14 protein-coding genes, 1 tRNA gene and 1 pseudogene are annotated in these 16,659 nt (G+C 36.2%); 7 read left to right on the top strand and 9 right to left on the bottom strand.

Annotation, left to right across the window (positions count from 1 at the left end; genetic code table 11):
* Positions 1-331 precede the first annotated feature (331 nt).
* On the bottom strand, positions 332-1,045 hold the full coding sequence (locus AB6N09_RS04940; protein ID WP_411131829.1) for a hypothetical protein: 714 nt from the start codon (positions 1,043-1,045) through the stop codon (positions 332-334).
* Positions 1,046-1,361: 316 nt separating this feature from the next.
* On the opposite strand from AB6N09_RS04940, the gene AB6N09_RS04935 reads away from it, so the two are divergent.
* Both AB6N09_RS04935 and AB6N09_RS04930 read left to right on the top strand, forming a co-directional pair.
* On the top strand, positions 1,362-2,000 hold the full coding sequence (locus AB6N09_RS04935; RefSeq protein WP_411131828.1) for an HAD family hydrolase: 639 nt from the start codon (positions 1,362-1,364) through the stop codon (positions 1,998-2,000).
* Positions 2,000-2,512, top strand: coding sequence for an RDD family protein (locus AB6N09_RS04930; protein WP_411131827.1), 513 nt, complete (start codon positions 2,000-2,002; stop codon positions 2,510-2,512). Before AB6N09_RS04935 ends, AB6N09_RS04930 begins: the two co-directional genes overlap by 1 nt.
* A 211-nt stretch (positions 2,513-2,723) precedes the next feature.
* Here the strand turns inward: AB6N09_RS04930 and AB6N09_RS04925 are convergent.
* Positions 2,724-2,800: transfer RNA gene (locus tag AB6N09_RS04925), tRNA-Arg, on the bottom strand.
* 175 nt (positions 2,801-2,975) lie between these two features.
* Between AB6N09_RS04925 and rpe the strand changes: the two genes are divergently transcribed.
* On the top strand, positions 2,976-3,656 hold the full coding sequence (gene rpe, locus AB6N09_RS04920; protein WP_411131826.1) for a ribulose-phosphate 3-epimerase: 681 nt from the start codon (positions 2,976-2,978) through the stop codon (positions 3,654-3,656).
* A 94-nt stretch (positions 3,657-3,750) separates the two neighbouring features.
* Here the strand turns inward: rpe and pnp are convergent, their stop codons facing one another.
* Genes pnp through truB form a run of 3 tightly spaced genes read right to left on the bottom strand, consistent with a single transcriptional unit; the run spans position 3,751 to position 7,181 of the window.
* On the bottom strand, positions 3,751-6,018 hold the full coding sequence (pnp, locus tag AB6N09_RS04915) for a polyribonucleotide nucleotidyltransferase (protein ID WP_411131825.1): 2,268 nt from the start codon (positions 6,016-6,018) through the stop codon (positions 3,751-3,753).
* 14 nt (positions 6,019-6,032) lie between these two features.
* Complete coding sequence (rpsO, locus tag AB6N09_RS04910; protein WP_411131824.1) at positions 6,033-6,305, bottom strand: 30S ribosomal protein S15; 273 nt, start codon at positions 6,303-6,305, stop codon at positions 6,033-6,035.
* Between the two features lie 12 nt (positions 6,306-6,317).
* Complete coding sequence (truB, locus tag AB6N09_RS04905; RefSeq protein WP_411131830.1) at positions 6,318-7,181, bottom strand: tRNA pseudouridine(55) synthase TruB; 864 nt, start codon at positions 7,179-7,181, stop codon at positions 6,318-6,320.
* Positions 7,182-7,326: 145 nt separating this feature from the next.
* Here truB and AB6N09_RS04900 point away from each other — a divergent pair, with 145 nt between their 5' ends.
* Positions 7,327-8,067, top strand: a complete 741-nt coding sequence (locus AB6N09_RS04900; RefSeq protein WP_411131823.1) for a hypothetical protein — start codon at positions 7,327-7,329, stop codon at positions 8,065-8,067.
* A gap of 240 nt (positions 8,068-8,307) precedes the next feature.
* On the opposite strand, the gene AB6N09_RS04895 is transcribed toward AB6N09_RS04900, so the two are convergent.
* Positions 8,308-9,120: an SDR family oxidoreductase gene (locus AB6N09_RS04895; RefSeq protein ID WP_411131822.1), complete on the bottom strand. Its 813-nt coding sequence runs from the start codon at positions 9,118-9,120 to the stop codon at positions 8,308-8,310.
* Positions 9,121-9,125: 5 nt separating this feature from the next.
* Positions 9,126-9,770 carry an alpha/beta hydrolase gene (locus AB6N09_RS04890; protein WP_411131821.1) on the bottom strand — a complete coding sequence of 215 codons (645 nt, stop codon included), beginning with the start codon at positions 9,768-9,770 and terminating at the stop codon, positions 9,126-9,128.
* Positions 9,771-9,921: 151 nt separating this feature from the next.
* On the opposite strand from AB6N09_RS04890, the gene AB6N09_RS04885 reads away from it, so the two are divergent.
* Both AB6N09_RS04885 and AB6N09_RS05765 read left to right on the top strand, forming a co-directional pair.
* Positions 9,922-10,221: an NADH dehydrogenase ubiquinone Fe-S protein 4 gene (locus tag AB6N09_RS04885; RefSeq protein WP_411131820.1), complete on the top strand. Its 300-nt coding sequence runs from the start codon at positions 9,922-9,924 to the stop codon at positions 10,219-10,221.
* Positions 10,222-10,816: 595 nt separating this feature from the next.
* Positions 10,817-11,719 (top strand): annotated as a pseudogene (locus AB6N09_RS05765) (IS110 family transposase).
* A 61-nt stretch (positions 11,720-11,780) separates the two neighbouring features.
* Here the strand turns inward: AB6N09_RS05765 and mutS are convergent.
* On the bottom strand, positions 11,781-14,309 hold the full coding sequence (gene mutS, locus AB6N09_RS04860; protein ID WP_411131815.1) for a DNA mismatch repair protein MutS: 2,529 nt from the start codon (positions 14,307-14,309) through the stop codon (positions 11,781-11,783).
* Positions 14,310-14,622: 313 nt separating this feature from the next.
* Here mutS and AB6N09_RS04855 point away from each other — a divergent pair, with 313 nt between their 5' ends.
* On the top strand, positions 14,623-15,822 hold the full coding sequence (locus tag AB6N09_RS04855; protein WP_411131814.1) for a ribonuclease D: 1,200 nt from the start codon (positions 14,623-14,625) through the stop codon (positions 15,820-15,822).
* On the opposite strand, the gene coaE is transcribed toward AB6N09_RS04855, so the two are convergent.
* Positions 15,805-16,392: a dephospho-CoA kinase gene (gene coaE / locus AB6N09_RS04850; protein WP_411131813.1), complete on the bottom strand. Its 588-nt coding sequence runs from the start codon at positions 16,390-16,392 to the stop codon at positions 15,805-15,807. The genes AB6N09_RS04855 and coaE overlap by 18 nt on opposite strands.
* Positions 16,393-16,659 lie beyond the last annotated feature (267 nt).

Here is a 16,659-nt window from a genome sequence, read left to right as displayed (position 1 = left end):
AAGCTGAAAGGCGCTTATAAGTCGTTTAAGATATCAAAAACGCCAATGTTATAAGATAGATAGTGAATAACTAGCTACTCGGGGTTTTTTTGCTTTTTTCTGCTTAGTAAATTTCTTAACATTCATAGCTAAGGCAATTTTAGAGCACACCCAAAATTGCCTTTAGTTTAAGTTAAGCAATAAGTCTAATTGTAGCTATACAGCATATTGCATAGTTAAATGCTTTTTCAAATCACTGAAGTCAAGCGGATCATCTTTCATGACCCGCGGTTTTATCCACTTTAGGAGTATTGACAGGCGTTATCGTAGAATTCTCAACTTGTATTGCTACTTACTTTAAACCTTTTCCTATACTTTGATCTTGATTTAAAATTTTATCGAAGTGTTTGCCATGTTGTTGCACCTCGTTATCTCTCTGAGTAGCTCCTTTCATGTTATGAGCATTCTCTACACTCTTTTCATCTTCACCTAAAAGTTTTTCTAGTACCTTCTTAACAAAGCACTTTAGAAGACTTAAAAGTCCTTCTTCTTTTTGATTTTCTTGAGGCACATTATCTTCTTTATTCAACCCAGGCTTTTTATTTTCTCTTATAGGGCTTCTACTCATCGAAGAGAGATCAACAGCCTGTGATTTAGATTCCGACAGAGCTTGAGCCTCCGCATTCACCGATAGTTGTGTGTCTGTTTGCACAGAGGTCTCCTTTTGTCCACTTCGTCCAAACTTTTCACCTTCTGCTGTAGTTTCTTTAAGATTGCCGGCTGCTTCTTGAAACTCTGGATTATCACGCAACTCTTCAACCCTTGGTGGTTGCATATCTGTTTGCTTAGAAGCTTCAGCGATTTGCGCATCTTGTCTAGCTTCTTGCGGTAATTCATCATTACCACATAATTTCTTTATTTTACTCGTACCAAACTCTTTTCTTAGCTCTTGTGTTGATCGTCTAAGTTTATCTATTTCTTCATCGTTCTGTCTTTGTCGTTTTTCAAGCTCTTTGTTTAATTTTGCAATATTTTCCATTTTACTTTCGAGCTCTTTACTTTTCACAGCCTTTAGAGCTTCTGTTCTTTCTGCGATATAATTAACCTTATCTTCTAATGAAGTACCTTCTGGGAAAGGACCTGGGGAACGTCCAAAAACATCTTTAAATTTTTTTCAACATTTTCTTGAGATGCATTCTTAACTTCAGCCATACCTACTCCTAATAAAGCTTATAAAACCAGTGTATTAGCTTATTATGTAGAAATGGTTAACACAACTTGCAATAAGTAATGTTTCTTGTGATCATTAAGAGCGTCCTATTTATATTTTTTTCATCAAAATGTTATTTACTTATTAACCTAAAATACGTAACAATGTAGAAATGAAAAACAGCCCATTAGCAGTAGTATTCGATTGGGATAATACCTTGGTTGACACCCAAGACAATATTTCTAATGCCATTAAGCATACCTTAGATTCAATGGGGTACAGTAATAAAGCCGCTGATAGAAATTCCCATGAGTCGAGAAAAAGCTATATGGTCAATTTGTTTGGCGATCAGTGGAAAAAAGCAAATCAAATATACCAACAATACTTAGATAATGCACTGTTGCAAAACATTACTCTAAATCAAGGAGTAGAGAAAATGCTGCAGAAGTTGAAAAGCCATAATATCTATCTAGCAATAGTAAGTAATAAGAAAAACACTAATTTACGTGAAGAAGTAGCCTATTTTAAGCTATACTCTTACTTTGAGAGAGTAGTTGGTTCATCCGATACTGCAGAAGACAAACCATCTGCAACTCCACTGCTGTTCGCACTAGAGGAGAGTACATTGCCTATAAATAAAGAAAACGTGTTTTTTGTTGGTGACAGTATCACAGATATTTTGTGTGCACAAAACGCCAATTGTTTGCCTATTATATATGGCCAATCAATAAGCGGATACAAAGATTTGTTATATTTTCAACATTTTGATAAACTTACAGATTTCATAATAAAGTATTTGAAAGATAGATAATGAACACTGTTACAGAGATTGCCAGTATAAAAAGGCGCTTTTGTGCATATTTAATAGATGTGGCAATTTTATTAATTCCAAACTTATTAATCATACTATTGTTAAAGAATTTTCCGTTAATTTTATATTTATCATATATGTGTGTAAATTGCAGTTACTTCACATATTTTATATCCTCAGCAGCTCAGGCAACTCCCGGTCAGCAGTTAATGAACATACATACCATAAGCCTAGATGGCTCTAAAATAGGCTTGAGTTTAGCATTTGACAGGAGCATTTCTCAGTTTTTTCTTCATCTATTAAACAACATAATAGCTATCCTAATCGAGCTTTTCCAAGAACAAAACGTGTTAGTAAGCGCTTTAAGCATACTGGGAGTAATTATATTGCTGCTCACCTTTTGCTGGTATTCAGTGGCTTGCTTCTCTCAAAAAAAACAGACATATCATGATATGATGTTTGGTACGATTGTTGTGAAAGGAGCTAACACTGGCATCCAGGGATTCTATTAAGTTGGTGAGTATAAAAGTAGCTGTTTTGTGATAAAATACGACGTTTTATGGAAATGCTGGATCCCAGTGTCGGAGCACTGGGATGACACCGTCTGTTACGCAAATCACCTGCTAATTGCAATGTTCGTACAGCTGTGATTTATGGTAAGAAATTTTCAGGAGAAACGCTTGGAAGTTACATGACAAAGTAAAAACACAGGTACTACATGTGTGGTGTGCCCGGTAGGATTCGAACCTACGACCCACAGCTTAGAAGGCTGTTGCTCTATCCAGCTGAGCTACGGGCACCAATGTATATAAAATGCTTCTTAACACGTATGAAGTCAAGGTATTTCATGTAAATACGATGTTTATCTTGCAAGACCTTATCGTTCCAGCATAGATGCAACTTTTCTGTGTTTTGTGGTCAAGGTGACAGAGTTTAAAAAATAAGTTATTTTTATTCTTTAATAAAAAACAGCCCATGGGTATTAAAATTGCACCTTCTATAATTTCAGCAGACTTTGCAAAATTGGGGGAAGAAGTGAAAAAAATTAGCGATTTAGGTGTAGATTATATACACATAGACGTTATGGATGGAAACTTCGTTCCGAATATTACAATTGGTCCGAGTGTTATTTCTGCAATACGTAAGTATAGCAATCTTCCTTTTGATGTACACTTAATGGTTAAATCTCCTGGTGACCATATTGAAAGCTTTATAAATGCTGGTGCTGATATTATCACTATACATGCAGAAGCAGAGATACACCTTGAGAGACTGGTTAGGGAAATAAAGTCATACAAAAACGTAAACGATACAAAAAAAACAATTCAAGTTGGAATTTCGATCGTTCCTTCAACTTCTCCATGTGTGCTTGAGTATATAATACATGAACTGGATATTGTGCTGATTATGACAGTCAACCCTGGATTTGGTGGACAGAAGTTTATCCATTCGCAACTACACAAGATATCCGTTGTGAAGAAAATGATAGAAGAGCGTAATCTTAAAACGCAAATTTCAGTGGATGGTGGAGTAAGCGCCCTAAACGCAGCCGATATAACAAAAGCAGGTGCAGATATCTTGGTCGCTGGATCAGCAATATTTAGAGCTGAAAATACGAAGAAAGCTGTGAGCGATCTTAAAAACCCGCTGCTATAGCAGCCTAAACCTCTAGTTGAGAAATAAATCAACAACCTATACCATCCTAGTACCTGGGTACTAGGATGAAGGAGGTAATACAAGAAATCTACTCTCAATAAAAGCTCGATGATGAATCATCACTACCAAATTGTGGTCTGTTACTCCTGTTACTGAAGCCAGAACGAGGACGAGTAGGTCTCTTACGATGCACAGGTTTTCTATTGAATGAACTATTATGATAATCCCTATCACTTGAACCATCTTTCTTTTCTTCATTATAGAGCTCGCCTTCAAAAAACTCGCCTGTCTCTTGATCAACGCGACGCCTTGACAATTTTGGGCATCGACCTTTTTCAAAATCAATTACCAACGCTTTGAAAACATCGCCATGTTTAAGCATATCCTCAATAGATTCTATATGCTGATTAGCCACTTCACTTATGTGCATTTTTCCTTTTCTTCCATTGAGAAGTTCAAGCTCCACAATAGACTTATCTATTTTGATAACCTTGGCATCAACTATGGCACCTTGCTCTAGTTCTGTTATTGAGTCAATCAACATATTTTTTGCAATCTCAGCTTCAGTGCTACTCACAGCAAACACAGAAACTTTGCCATCATCCCTTATCTCAATTTTTACATTACTTCTTTCACACACACTGCGTATATTTTTTCCTTTAGCACCAATAGCTGCAGGAATCTTATCTTTATCTATGTAAAATGATACCATTCTTGGTGCATGACTTTTCACGTCATCACTATGCTCTGAAATCACTGCATTCATTTTTTCTAAGATATGCAACCTTCCAGCTTTTGCTTGTTCCAAAGATTTTTCAACAATTTCAAAACTTATACCAGAAATTTTCATATCCATTTGCAGTGCCGTAATTCCTTTACTAGTTCCTGCTACTTTAAAGTCCATATCGCCAAGATAATCTTCATCACCCAGGATATCGGAAAGTATTGTATACTCATCTTTATTTTTGATAAGGCCCATAGCAATTCCAGCAACGGGAGCCCTTATTGGCACGCCTGTATCCATTAAGGCAAGGGAGGTACCGCAAACTGTTGCCATAGAAGAAGAACCATCTGATTCCATAATTTCAGATACTACTCTTATTGTATAAGGAAATTCGGACTTATCAGGTAAAACAGGATGAATTGCTTTCCAAGCAAGTTTACCATGACCTATTTCCCTTCTTCCTGGTGCACGTATAGCAGAAGCCTCTCCAACAGCAAATGAAGGAAAATTGTAATGCAATATGAAATGTTCACGTCTGTCGCCTTCAATGTCATCTACAATTTGCTCGTCTTGTGTAGTACCAAGAGCAGTAACAACCAGCGCCTGAGTACTACCTCTTGTAAATAATGCAGAACCATGGGTTCTGGATAAAATGTCAACTTCAACTTCTATCTGACGTATTTCATCATGCTTACGACCGTCTATCCTCATACCTTTCTTTTTAATTATCTCGCGCACTAAGGATCTTTCAAAGCTTTTTATTGCATATGTAATGAGTTTCTCATCTTTTCCAGCTTCCTTAAGAGTGTTTAATATATCACCTCTGAGCGCTTCTAAGGTTTGAGCTCGCTGTTGTTTTACTGTTTGTGAGTACGCATTTTCGAAATCTTTACTGTACTTTTCAAGATCCTGCATTATGTCTGACATATCAATAGGAGCGAAGCTCTCAGGTTTCTTGCCAATTGTGTCAGCAAACTCTTTTATAAGCTTAATGACGGGTTGAAGGTGTTCATGACCAAATTTTGTTGCGCTTAGAACATTTTCTTCAGAAAGCTCCTTTACCTCTGATTCAACCATCAAAATTGAATGCTCGTCACCAGATAAAAACAGATCTAAGCTGCTTGTTTTCATCTCTTGAACAGAAGGGTTGAGTATATAGTTGTTATTTTCATCACAACCAACCAAAGCTCCAGCTATGGTAGAGTAAAAAGGAACACCAGAAATTGCAAGGGCTGCAACAGTACCAATCAATGCTGGTATTTCAGGATGGTTGACCGTATCATAAGTTAATAAATTGCACACCACACTGACTTCATCGTGAAAACCTTCTGGAAATAGTGGTCTTATACTTCTGTCTATTGCCCTTGAAATTAAAGTCTCTCTGTCAGACGGCTTACCTTCTCTTTTAAAAAAGCCACCGGGAATCTTACCCATGACATAGCTTTTTGCAATAAATTGCACATTTAGAGGCAGGAAATCAATATTTTCTTCCTTCTTTTTACGTACAACAGTTACTAAAATGGAAGTATCCCCGTAATTTACAACCACTGAACCATCAGCTTGACGTGCTATTTTGCCAGTTTCTAAAGATAAGGTACGACCACCCCAGTCTATAGATTTTTTTATAATTTCAAACATACAAAATTCCTCGATTATTTTCTAATGCCTAACTTCTTTATTAACTCCTGATAGACCTGATTATCAAACTTACGCTTTATATAATTTAAGTGTTTGCGTCTTCTACCTATTAATATAAGTAAACCACGCTTAGAGTGATGGTCATGCTTGTGCACTTTAAAGTGCTCAGTTAAGTTACTGATCCTTTCGGTTAAAATAGCACATTGTACAAAAGATGAACCTGTGTCATTTTCTTTAATTGCATATACATTTATCAAATTCTTTTTCTTTTCTGATGTTATTGACATCTAAACCTCATTTCAAACATTAAAAACACGAACAGGTTTTATACAATCATAAGTAAAACTGCAGATTGCAACGGGTACATTACCCACTATCGTACAAAAAATATCATAATTCTTTAAATTACGCAAGTTATTTAATACGATTTCCTGACCTTTTCTGATTTTCTCCGCTTCCTCTGCGGAAATTTCAACCTTGAACATTGATTTCAAAGCTGATGCGATGGGGATAATTTTATCTTTTTTTGTAAGCCGTTCAATTGTCACTGATTCGGTTTCTCTAAAACTGCCTACCATGGTCCTTCTTAATTGTGTAATATGTCCAAAGCAATTTAATGCGATTCCAAGATCTCTTGCAATTGATCTCACATATACGCCACTACCGCACAGCATAGAAAAATCAGCACTGTTATTTATGGTATTAGCAGAGACCAATTTCAGTTCATATATTCGCACTAAGCGGGGCTTTATATTCGCTTTTTGCCCACTTCTTGCTAATTTATATGCCCTTGTCCCATTGATTTTTATTGCTGAGAATTGAGGAGGAGTTTGTGCTATCTCACCAACAAGATTCTTGATCGCACAGTTTATTTGGTTATACTCAGGCTTTATGTTGCTAGCTTTAATAGTATCACCATCTAAATCGTCTGTGGTTTTTTGCTCTCCCCATTTTATTGTGAAATTGTATGCCTTTAGGTCACAAGATAAGTACGGTATAGTTTTTGTTGCCTCGCCAAGGGCAATTGGCAACACACCTGAAGCTAAGGGGTCAAGCGTTCCCAAATGACCAGCTTTTTTAATTCCAAAAATCTTCTTAACCCGGACTACAGCTTGTGCAGAACTAATTCCTATCGCTTTGTCGAGATTTAGCCAACCATGTATCATATATCAACTGTACATGATTAATAGCAATTTAGGAAGTAACCCAGAATATACTTATTTTATTAAATTATTATAAAAAAGACTTGACTAACATGTGTTATTAATATATAGTTAATTTTTTATTAACTTATTTTAAGAGGTTATTATGCTAAACGACGAAAAAAATCAAAACACACAAAGCATATGGGTATGGAAAAACACTTCACATATCTCAAAAGCAGCTCTACAAGCTTCTTTTGCAATTGCAGCTATAGCAATAGCGGCAACTACTATTTATGCTGCAGCGAAAGGAGTAGCACCTTCTTCAGCACTCCCAGCATTTCTTGCTAACCCTTGGGTAATAGCAGCAATAGCTTCTTATGTTGCTATATACTTCGTTGCAAGATCTATTTCTTCATATCAGCAGCTGTATTCAATGGAAGGAGCTAATGGTCGAAATGGTCACCCTGGTCAGAAAGATGAGTACGCAAACTTCTCTGTTCTTCTTGGTGATGCAATAATAAAGAGTGGTACAATCTCTGTTGAAAAATCTGGGCAACCAGAGAAAAAAGTTGAAGAATTATTCCTTGCACTTCCAATTGATGATTATAAAGCATTAGCAGAAGATGATGAAAAAATGGTTCATGTATTATTAGCAGGTAAAGAAGTTGAATTGAAACATAAAGATCCTTCAATGTGTGCTAAAGAATATAAAGTGAAAATAATTAATGTAAATAAGAAAACTCAACTTGATGAAATGAAAGCAGAGTTAGGCATGGCTAAAGAAGCTAATTCATTAAAAGTTGCAGTAAGTAATAAAGACTATCAAGCATTAAAATGCGACGTACCAGCTAAATTACAAGAGGTTGCAGTAAATGCAGCTATAACAAAAGCTACTGGTAAGTAAGCAGCTTAAAGTTAACTAATAAGAGGTAGAGTAATTTCTGCCTCTGCCTTTTACTTAGGCTTGTAAGGGTTAACATAGCCTGTTCAGGCCTTTAATTATGTTCTCATCAAAATCAATCACCTCAGCTTTTTTTAAAAGATATCATCCAAGCAGCTCCTCTTCCTGTCATACAAGTAGCTGACACTGGAATGACACCACTTTTGCTTCAATATTCACCATGCCTCTGAATAGATGCAGTCTTTAAATACGTGACTTCAACTCTTCAGCATGTAAGCTTTCCAACCCTACCTTATAGTTAGGATAAACTAGAGAGATGCCAAGATCTCTTTTAACTTTAACATTGCTTACTTTTTTTGATCCTAAATAAAAACTCTGTGCGCAGTCAGGCAAGGAAGAAACCTCCAATGGCTCTGGAACACTAACATTCAGAAGTTTGGCTGCGTATACTACCACTTCAGATTGTGTAGCAGGCAAGTCATCCGCACAATTGTATATTTCACCGGATTTTATGCTTTGCATGGAAGAAAATAGAATATTAGATATATCTTCAACATGAATACGAGAAAAAAAATGCCCTTCTTTTCGTACATTTCTTGCTTTATTGAGTTGCAAATCAACTAATACGTTTCTTCCGGGGCCGTATATTCCAGCCAAACGAAAAACATGAACAGGTAAATTTCTATTTAGCCATTTCTTTTCAGATCTAAGGCGCTTCTCTCCTCTATTTTCTACAGGTTTTGTTTCAGATTCCTCCGTAACCCAATTACCAGCGTGGTCGCCATAGACACTAGTTGCAGATAGATAACCAAGCCATTTGACATTTTGAAAGTAATGACCATATCTCTCCAGCACATCATCACCATCTGGCGGGATTGAAATTAAAATATGTGTTACGTCTTGAAATGTATCTTTGCTCACTTCATTGTAATTAAAGAGACTAACGCTTCGTATACCTTGATTTCTTGAAGTGCCGCTAACTTTCCAACCTAAATTCAGCAACTTTTTCGACAGAAACCTAGCTACATATCCATAACCGAAGCAAAACAAGTGCATGAAAATTAGTTTTTGAAATTTTTCTTAATAAATTCTACACCCAATCTTATTCCTTCTTCATTGATAATGTGGCCCAATGCATGAATTGGGTGCCCCTCAACGTTTATTCCATTTTCCTTCAGAGCTTTAACTGTCAAGTCAAGAGAAGAAAAAGGTATTACATCGTCAGCATCACCGTGGATAATGCACATGTTGGGCTTTGATTTGATCTCTGGTGCAACTTTTGAAAGTGAGAGAAACCTACCAGAATATGCAACAACCGATGCACAAGATTGAGAGCGTGTAAGAGCTGTGTGTATTGCAAGCATTGCCCCTTGGGAAAACCCAATCAAAGAAAGCTGTGCATTATTTAAGCTAAGCTCTTTTAACTTCGTATCAATAAAATGATTTACTATCAATGCGGCACTTTTTACTCCATTATATAGCACCTCTTCACTGCGATCCTCTAAGCTGAACCATTGATAACCATCACCTATTTCCCTTTCAAATGGAGCATTTGGTGCTATAAAACATAAATCAGATAAAGATTTGCTCATAACTTTAGCAAGATGAACAAAGTTATCACCGCTTGATCCCCAGCCATGTAAGCAAACAATTAAATTTTTCTTATTTCCACTCTCACAAATTTCTGGACCTTTAAGTTCAATCATTTTTTTCTTTTTGTGTTTATACCTTTATTTAACACTGATTTTTGAATTTGTAAAAACTATATTGTTCCAATATAAAGAGAAAAGGAAACCACGTTAATTGTTTGTGCAGGGATTTATTTAGGTATATATTTTAGTTTATTTAGCAAAAGCCATGAGCATTGATGATAGAGTAGTTTTTAAGATTTACAAACCAACAAGAACTGCAACACAATCTGGCTTAGGTAATACACACTTTTGGCACCTAAGAACTGAACCTGATCCTTACTATATTGAACCTCTGATGGGATGGGTTGGCTCAAAAAGCCCCAAAAAACAGATTGTATTAAAGTTTGACTCCCTTGAAAAAGCAGTGTTCTACGCAAAAAGACGCAATGCTAAATATATAATTGAAATGCCAAAAGATATTAAGAGACATCCAAAGTCTTACGCGAGTAATTTCATACCTAAGTAAGTTCTGTTATAGAACATAGGCTTCACAGATGCTCCTACTATACGAAAACTGTGTCATCTAAGTAGTTCATAGAAACAGAGTCAAAAAAACTACTTGACAAGTTCCTCCAGCTTCCACACTATAATAGTGAGGGTGTTTCTGACTCAAAACTTGTTTTTGATCTGCAGGGCAATGACAAAACTCAGTAAAAAACTCAGGCTATTTTTTGGCGGATTGTATCAAATTATAGCGGCTGCATGTCTTTTTCATTTTTTCTACATTCAGCCAAATCGCGCTTAAACTAAGCGTTAGTAAATTACTATAGCGCCAATTTAAAGTATTATAGACTCAAAACTCGCCATTCGGGGTTTCTTCGCCTTTTTTTGCTTGGTAAATTTCTTAAATATTTATTATTAAAGTAGTATCCTGGATTGTATATTAAATCAAAGCTGTAAGGCTATAATGAGCAAGCTGTTAACTTGATTGATTGACAGAAATCGTAGGGATCACTCCTTGCTAAAAAAATGTAGTACGAACGGCAGGAGGATCTAAAAGATCGAATCACAATCCTGTACATCATTTATATTATTGTTTAACTATATTTATATGTACAAAAATGGCTAGAACAGTTTTCATGGGTATTGATGTTTCAAAAAAAACACTTGATATCTCAATTAACAACAAACATCAGCGTATAGAGAATGCAGAAAGGGCTGTATCTGAATTCATAAGGTCAAAAATGGCTAACGTATTTGTTGAGTCATGTGTAAACAGGTGATTATGAGAAACTTGTAATAAAATTGTTACAAGAGCAGAAGATAGCTGTTCATAGAGCTCATCCAAATCGGGTGTATGCATTTGCAAAAGCCTGCAATCACTTTGCAAAGACCGATAAATTAGATGCAAAACTGTTGGAAAAATATGCTGAATTTATCGCAAAAACGATGGGGTAAAAGAGTGTATGGTTTCACAAAAGCAAGAGGAATTGAGCGCAATCTAAGCGATGAGATTCATGCAAACAAGCGCCGCTTGCAAAATGCCACAGGAAAAGCCAGAGAATATATAGAAAAACAGATAGAATTTGCAAAAGGGCAATCAGAGCAAGTTAGGAAAGATATAAAAGGCATCTGACCTTGATTTGAAGGAAAAAAGCAAACTGCTAACTAGTTATAAAGGTGTTGGACAAAAAATTGCAAGTATTCTTCTCATAGAAGTGCCTGAACTTGGTAGGCTAGATAATAAGAAAATAGCGTGTTTAGTTGGAGTTGCACCAAAAACTAATGAAAGCGGAAGGAAAGTCGGCAAAGCCCAGATCATAGGTGGCAGATTTTATGCTCGAAAAGCATTATATATGTCTGCTGTGGTTGCAATTCGTCATAACAGGAGAATGAAAGCACTTTACGAGCGTTTAGTTGATTCCGGCAAAGCTACTAAAGTTGCTTTAGTTGCTGTAATGAGAAAAATTATCATTTGCTTAAATGCCAAGATAAAAAATAATAATTTTTATCTTGATGTTTAAGACGGTAGATCCCAGTATCAAGTACTGGGATGACAAGAAAGGGGCACTGTATTTATAACTCTCAAGCCCTCAGTTCTTCAAACACTTCGCTTGCTCTGTCCAGTACAGAATCAGGAAAGCCGGCGAGTTTTGCTACATGTATTCCATATGACTCATCTGCAACGCCCTCAACTACTTCATGGAGAAAGATTACCTCTCCGTTCCATTCTTTTATTTTCACACAGAAGCATTTTACGTTCTTCAAGTATTTGCTTACTTTAGTTAGTTCATGATAATGAGTTGCAAAAATGGCACGGCACCTGTTTACATTGTGGATATGTTCAATCACTGCCTGAGCAATAGATAAGCCGTCATATACCCCTGTGCCTCTGCCAATTTCATCAAGTATCACCAAGGAACGATCTGTTGCCTGATTGACTATGGTTGCTGTTTCAATCATCTCTACCATGAAGGTGGAATAACCAGCTGTTATATTATCTGTTGCACCAACTCTGCTGAATATCTTGTCAATCACACCAATATGTGCACTATCTGCTGGCACAAATGATCCCATATGAGCTAAAATTGCGATGAGAGCGTTTTGCCTTAGAAAAGTGCTTTTTCCAGCCATATTAGGACCAGTGATTAGATGTATACCAGCTAAGTTGATGTTATTTGTGATAAACTTATCGTTAACTTCAACCACTGGGTGTCTTCCGCTGCAGATATTGAATTCTTTGCTGTTATCAATAATGGGTTTTACGTAATTATTTTGCACTGCGAGCTCTGCAAACGCAGCTCGGATATCAAGCTTTGCGAAGGCATTTGCAGCGAGAGCAATCTTCTCAGATTCTTTAGCAATTTTACCACATAGTTCACTGAAAATTTTCATTTCTAAGCTGATTACAGCGTCACGTGCCGTGAGAATCTTATTCTCTAGTTCTTTCAATTCATTAGTAGTGTAGCGCATCCTATTTGCTAAGCTTTGCCTGTGAATGAATATGTCCGAGGTTAATTTATGATTTGCTGACACTTCAATGTAATAACCAAGGATGTTGTTGTGCAATATTTTTAGTGCGACAATGCCAGTCAGATCGCGATAAGATTCTCGGAGTTTGGTTATCAATTTGTTGCTATTGTTGAGTACATAGGATAACTCCGATAATTCTTGGTTATATTGTGGATTGATAAATCCTCCTTCTTTTGCGGAACTTAGGTTATTGTCAAGTACAGCTTCGTTTAGAAGCTCAAACAGTTCTTTGTGATTGCCAAAGCTTTTATGTATTGTGCTAAGTTCACTCTCATCACTGCTTGTTATCTGAGCAGTAGACACCGGTTCTTTTCCCTTTGATTCCGGCGTCAAGCACTGGAATGACATCTGAGGGTCAACTGCTAATTTTTCACTTAAGTGATAATTATGTAAGGGATCTAGCTTGGATAAAAACTCGGACAACTCTAACGTTTTCCCAAGGCCTATTTTTAGTAGGTTCATGTCCTTTGGTGAGCCACGCCCTAATATTAAACGTGATAGTGACCTTTCAATATCTGGAATGTTAGATAATATCTCCCGTATTTTTTTGCGTGCTTCATGGCTGTTTACAAAAAATTCAACGGTGCCAAGTCTCAAGTTAATCGCCTTAGGACAAGCAAGTGGTGAAGCGAGCATTTGTTTGAGCAGACGTCCGCCAGAAGCAGTCACTGTGTGATCAATAACTGAAATCAGTGAACCTTTTTTTTCGCCAAATTGAGTTGAAAACAACTCAAGATTTCTCCTTGCTGAAGCATCGATAAGCATGAAACCTTGTTGCCTGTAGGGCTTTGGCAGCTCAAGTCTTGGAATGGAACCCCTTTGCGTTACTCTGACATATTCAAGCAGTGCACCGCATGCTATAATCTCCACTTTGCTGAAGTTTCCTATAACTCCAAGCTCTCTGATTTTATAAAATTCGCACAGCGTTCTGTGAGATTTGTTATACTCAAAAAAACTCTGGGCATGCCGCGTAATTGATATTTTATAATTTTTTAAAATTGATCTGATTTTTTCATCCTCAGCTAGCTTCTCGGAAATTAATAATTCTTTTGGTGATATACGCAGTAAATCGCTATCTAGGGCTTTCAAATTCGTTAAAGTGTGAAAAAATTTTCCCGTTGATAATTCAAGCCAGCCAATAGCATACTCTCCATTTTGTTCAACTATGGATGCGAGATAATTATTGCTTTTATCCTCCAGCAGCGAGTCTTCAATAATTGTGCCTGGAGTTACAATTCGCACTACATCACGTTTTATTATGGACTTATAGCCCCTCCTTTTTGCTTCGTCAGCAGTCTCTAATTGATCGCAGATTGCAACTTTGAATCCTAAATCTATGAGCTTGTACAGGTAAGATTCACTACTGTGTGCTGGCACTCCACACATTGGTATGTCTTGCCCGCATGAATTACCTCTCTTAGTGAGCGCTATATTCAGCAGCTTTGCAGCTTTAACAGCATCATCGAAAAACAATTCATAAAAATCCCCCAGCCTATAGAACAACAGATGATCCTTATATTGAGCTTTCAGATTTAAATATTGCTCCATCACAGGAGTGTTTTTTTCTCTTACAAAGTTCATAATGTTTTTTATACGTTGATAGCTTCAGCTTTATCGTATGTATAACATAAAATCTAAATAGAAGCCTACACAAAAGCAAGATTGCTCGTTCTTTAGAAAAACTGTACATGTGTAATGGATCTTTTGCAGCCCCTTCTATAAGCTATATCAGCCATGCTAAAATTATATGGAATTTTGACTTTTTGAAAAGTCTAAACTGCTATTTGTGAAAGGTATGTATAATATCCTTCTGTATAAATTTATTATGCAAAAGATCTGTTAATTGCATAATTTAATATTAAGTGTTAAAATATGGTTACTGAGTAAAAAATATATGCTAATTAGTACAACGTCTGATCTAGGAGACATATGTGAAGAGTTGACAGCAAAAAAGCCGAAATTTATAGCAGTTGACACGGAGTTTCTTAGAAAGAATTTAACCTATTATCCAAAATTGTCATTAATTCAAATTTCTTACGGAGGTAAGAGTTTTGTTGTAGATGCACTAGTGCCAGAAATTGATTTATCACTTATTAAAAAAATAATGCTAAATCGGGAGATAGTTAAGGTGTTTCATAGCTGTCGGCAGGACATAGAATCTTTATTTACCGTATTCAAATGTATTCCCACTCCCATTTTTGATACCCAAGTTGCTGCTATGTTTTGTCATTATTATCATGACTTCATTGGTTACTCAAAAGTAGTGGAGCAATATCAAGAGGTGGTATTAGATAAAATTAAAGCTAAAAATTCAGACTGGTTAAAGCGTCCTCTTTCTGAGGATCAATTAGACTATGCAATAAGCGATGTGGTACACTTATATGACCTACACCAGATATTGCGCAATAAACTTGAAGAAAAGAGTAGAATAGACTGGTTTCAGGAGGAGATGGAAGCAGCGGTTGATATAAATAAGTATTTGCGTACTCCAAAAGATGCATGGAAGAGGATTAAATTTAATTACGAAGCAAATCCAAGATTGATATTAACTGTTAAAGCAGTTAGTGAGTGGCAAGAGACCTTAGCACAGCGCTATAATATGAATCGTAATAAAATAATTAACAATGCTGTAATAGCTGGCTTTATTGAAAAAAACGTGGAACGTGTTGACGAGATTTTAGAAGATCTCAGAAAGAACACGAAAAACATAAAAGAGGAAGACCTATTAGAATTTATAGATATTTTCAATGAGAATGAGAATGACTTTATGCAGCAAGATTATACTCCGTCAAGCAGTTATGATAGATCTGTGCTTGATATACTCTCGATTGTTCTAGAGAGCGAATGTAAGGAAAACGGCATATCAAGAAAATTGGTTTCGTCAAAAGATGAATTGGCTGAGTCAATATCTGGGCAGACAGATAAACTATTCAAAGGGTGGAGGTATGACTTTTTTGGTAGGTCAATTGAGTCATTTTTAAACACGGGCTCAAGGTTTGAAATTTCAGTAGTGAAATCCACAAATAATACAACCAAGATTCGAAGTGATTTGGTGAAGGCAAATTGTAAGTTGAAATCAACTGCTGAGATTTAACGAGTCTACTATATCTTTTATTTGAGAAAGTACGTGTTCTTTACTTGCACTGTTATCGATGATAAAGTCACTCATCTGCCTTTTTTCTGCAATGGGTAGCTGGATATTGGAAATTAGATCCAGCTTTTCTTTATCTATATTACGTTCATTGAGTCTTTGAGCTTGCACAGCACTATCTGCATGAACGAAGACGATAATGTTGCAATATAAACGAAATCTCGTTTCCAGCAGGAGTGGAATATCTAGAACTAGAAGTTTTCTATCGGTCTTTTTTTCCTGAGCAATAAAAATTTCTAGTTCATTTCGCACAGCGGAATGAACTAAAGATTGAAATTGCTTCCAATTTTCATCATGGACTAAGAAATATTTAGACAATACCTCCTCGTCTATTTCACCATTTACTACTCCTCCGGGAAAATTTTCTTTTGCGTAACTTATTATGCTCTTATCTACTTTATAAAGCTGGTGTACAACAGAATCAGCGTCAAACACAGCAGCACCAAACTCTTTAAACCAATTGGCTACAAAGCTCTTCCCTACTCCAATTCCACCTGCTAAACCTATAATCATAAGCAAAAAAACACATAACTACATCTATAGTAGCTGCTCTTTGTTTACATGTCTATTTAAGACCCAAATTTGGCTGTGGAGGCTCTGACGATGTCAAGAGAAAATAAACAGCTCATATCAACTATGTTTTTTAAAAATTTTTTATTTGTGTGGTTTTGCAACTTTACTCAGTCATATGGGCAATAAAAACCCGTTTGTTATAGAAAATAGATTTTATATCAAACAGCTACCGCAGCAATTTTTACTTAAGCCAATGAATATGTGAAT

It is taken from the genome of Wolbachia endosymbiont of Tettigetta isshikii (assembly GCF_041154185.1).
GTDB lineage: Bacteria > Pseudomonadota > Alphaproteobacteria > Rickettsiales > Anaplasmataceae > Wolbachia.
Note: the sequence above shows the minus strand (reverse complement) of the source record. Positions and strands in the feature narration are given on the sequence as shown.

Excerpts from the sequence above, each read along its gene's own strand:
- AB6N09_RS04935 (WP_411131828.1), top strand. The coding sequence starts at position 1,362 with ATGAAAAACAGCCCATTAGCAGTAGTATTCGATTGGGATAATACCTTG.
- AB6N09_RS04930 (WP_411131827.1), top strand. The coding sequence starts at position 2,000 with ATGAACACTGTTACAGAGATTGCCAGTATAAAAAGGCGCTTTTGTGCA.
- rpe (WP_411131826.1), top strand. The coding sequence starts at position 2,976 with ATGGGTATTAAAATTGCACCTTCTATAATTTCAGCAGACTTTGCAAAA.
- pnp (WP_411131825.1), bottom strand. The coding sequence starts at position 6,018 with ATGTTTGAAATTATAAAAAAATCTATAGACTGGGGTGGTCGTACCTTA.
- rpsO (WP_411131824.1), bottom strand. The coding sequence starts at position 6,305 with ATGTCAATAACATCAGAAAAGAAAAAGAATTTGATAAATGTATATGCA.
- AB6N09_RS04900 (WP_411131823.1), top strand. The coding sequence starts at position 7,327 with ATGCTAAACGACGAAAAAAATCAAAACACACAAAGCATATGGGTATGG.
- AB6N09_RS04895 (WP_411131822.1), bottom strand. The coding sequence starts at position 9,120 with ATGCACTTGTTTTGCTTCGGTTATGGATATGTAGCTAGGTTTCTGTCG.
- AB6N09_RS04890 (WP_411131821.1), bottom strand. The coding sequence starts at position 9,770 with ATGATTGAACTTAAAGGTCCAGAAATTTGTGAGAGTGGAAATAAGAAA.
- AB6N09_RS04885 (WP_411131820.1), top strand. The coding sequence starts at position 9,922 with ATGAGCATTGATGATAGAGTAGTTTTTAAGATTTACAAACCAACAAGA.
- mutS (WP_411131815.1), bottom strand. The coding sequence starts at position 14,309 with ATGAACTTTGTAAGAGAAAAAAACACTCCTGTGATGGAGCAATATTTA.
- AB6N09_RS04855 (WP_411131814.1), top strand. The coding sequence starts at position 14,623 with ATGCTAATTAGTACAACGTCTGATCTAGGAGACATATGTGAAGAGTTG.
- coaE (WP_411131813.1), bottom strand. The coding sequence starts at position 16,392 with ATGATTATAGGTTTAGCAGGTGGAATTGGAGTAGGGAAGAGCTTTGTA.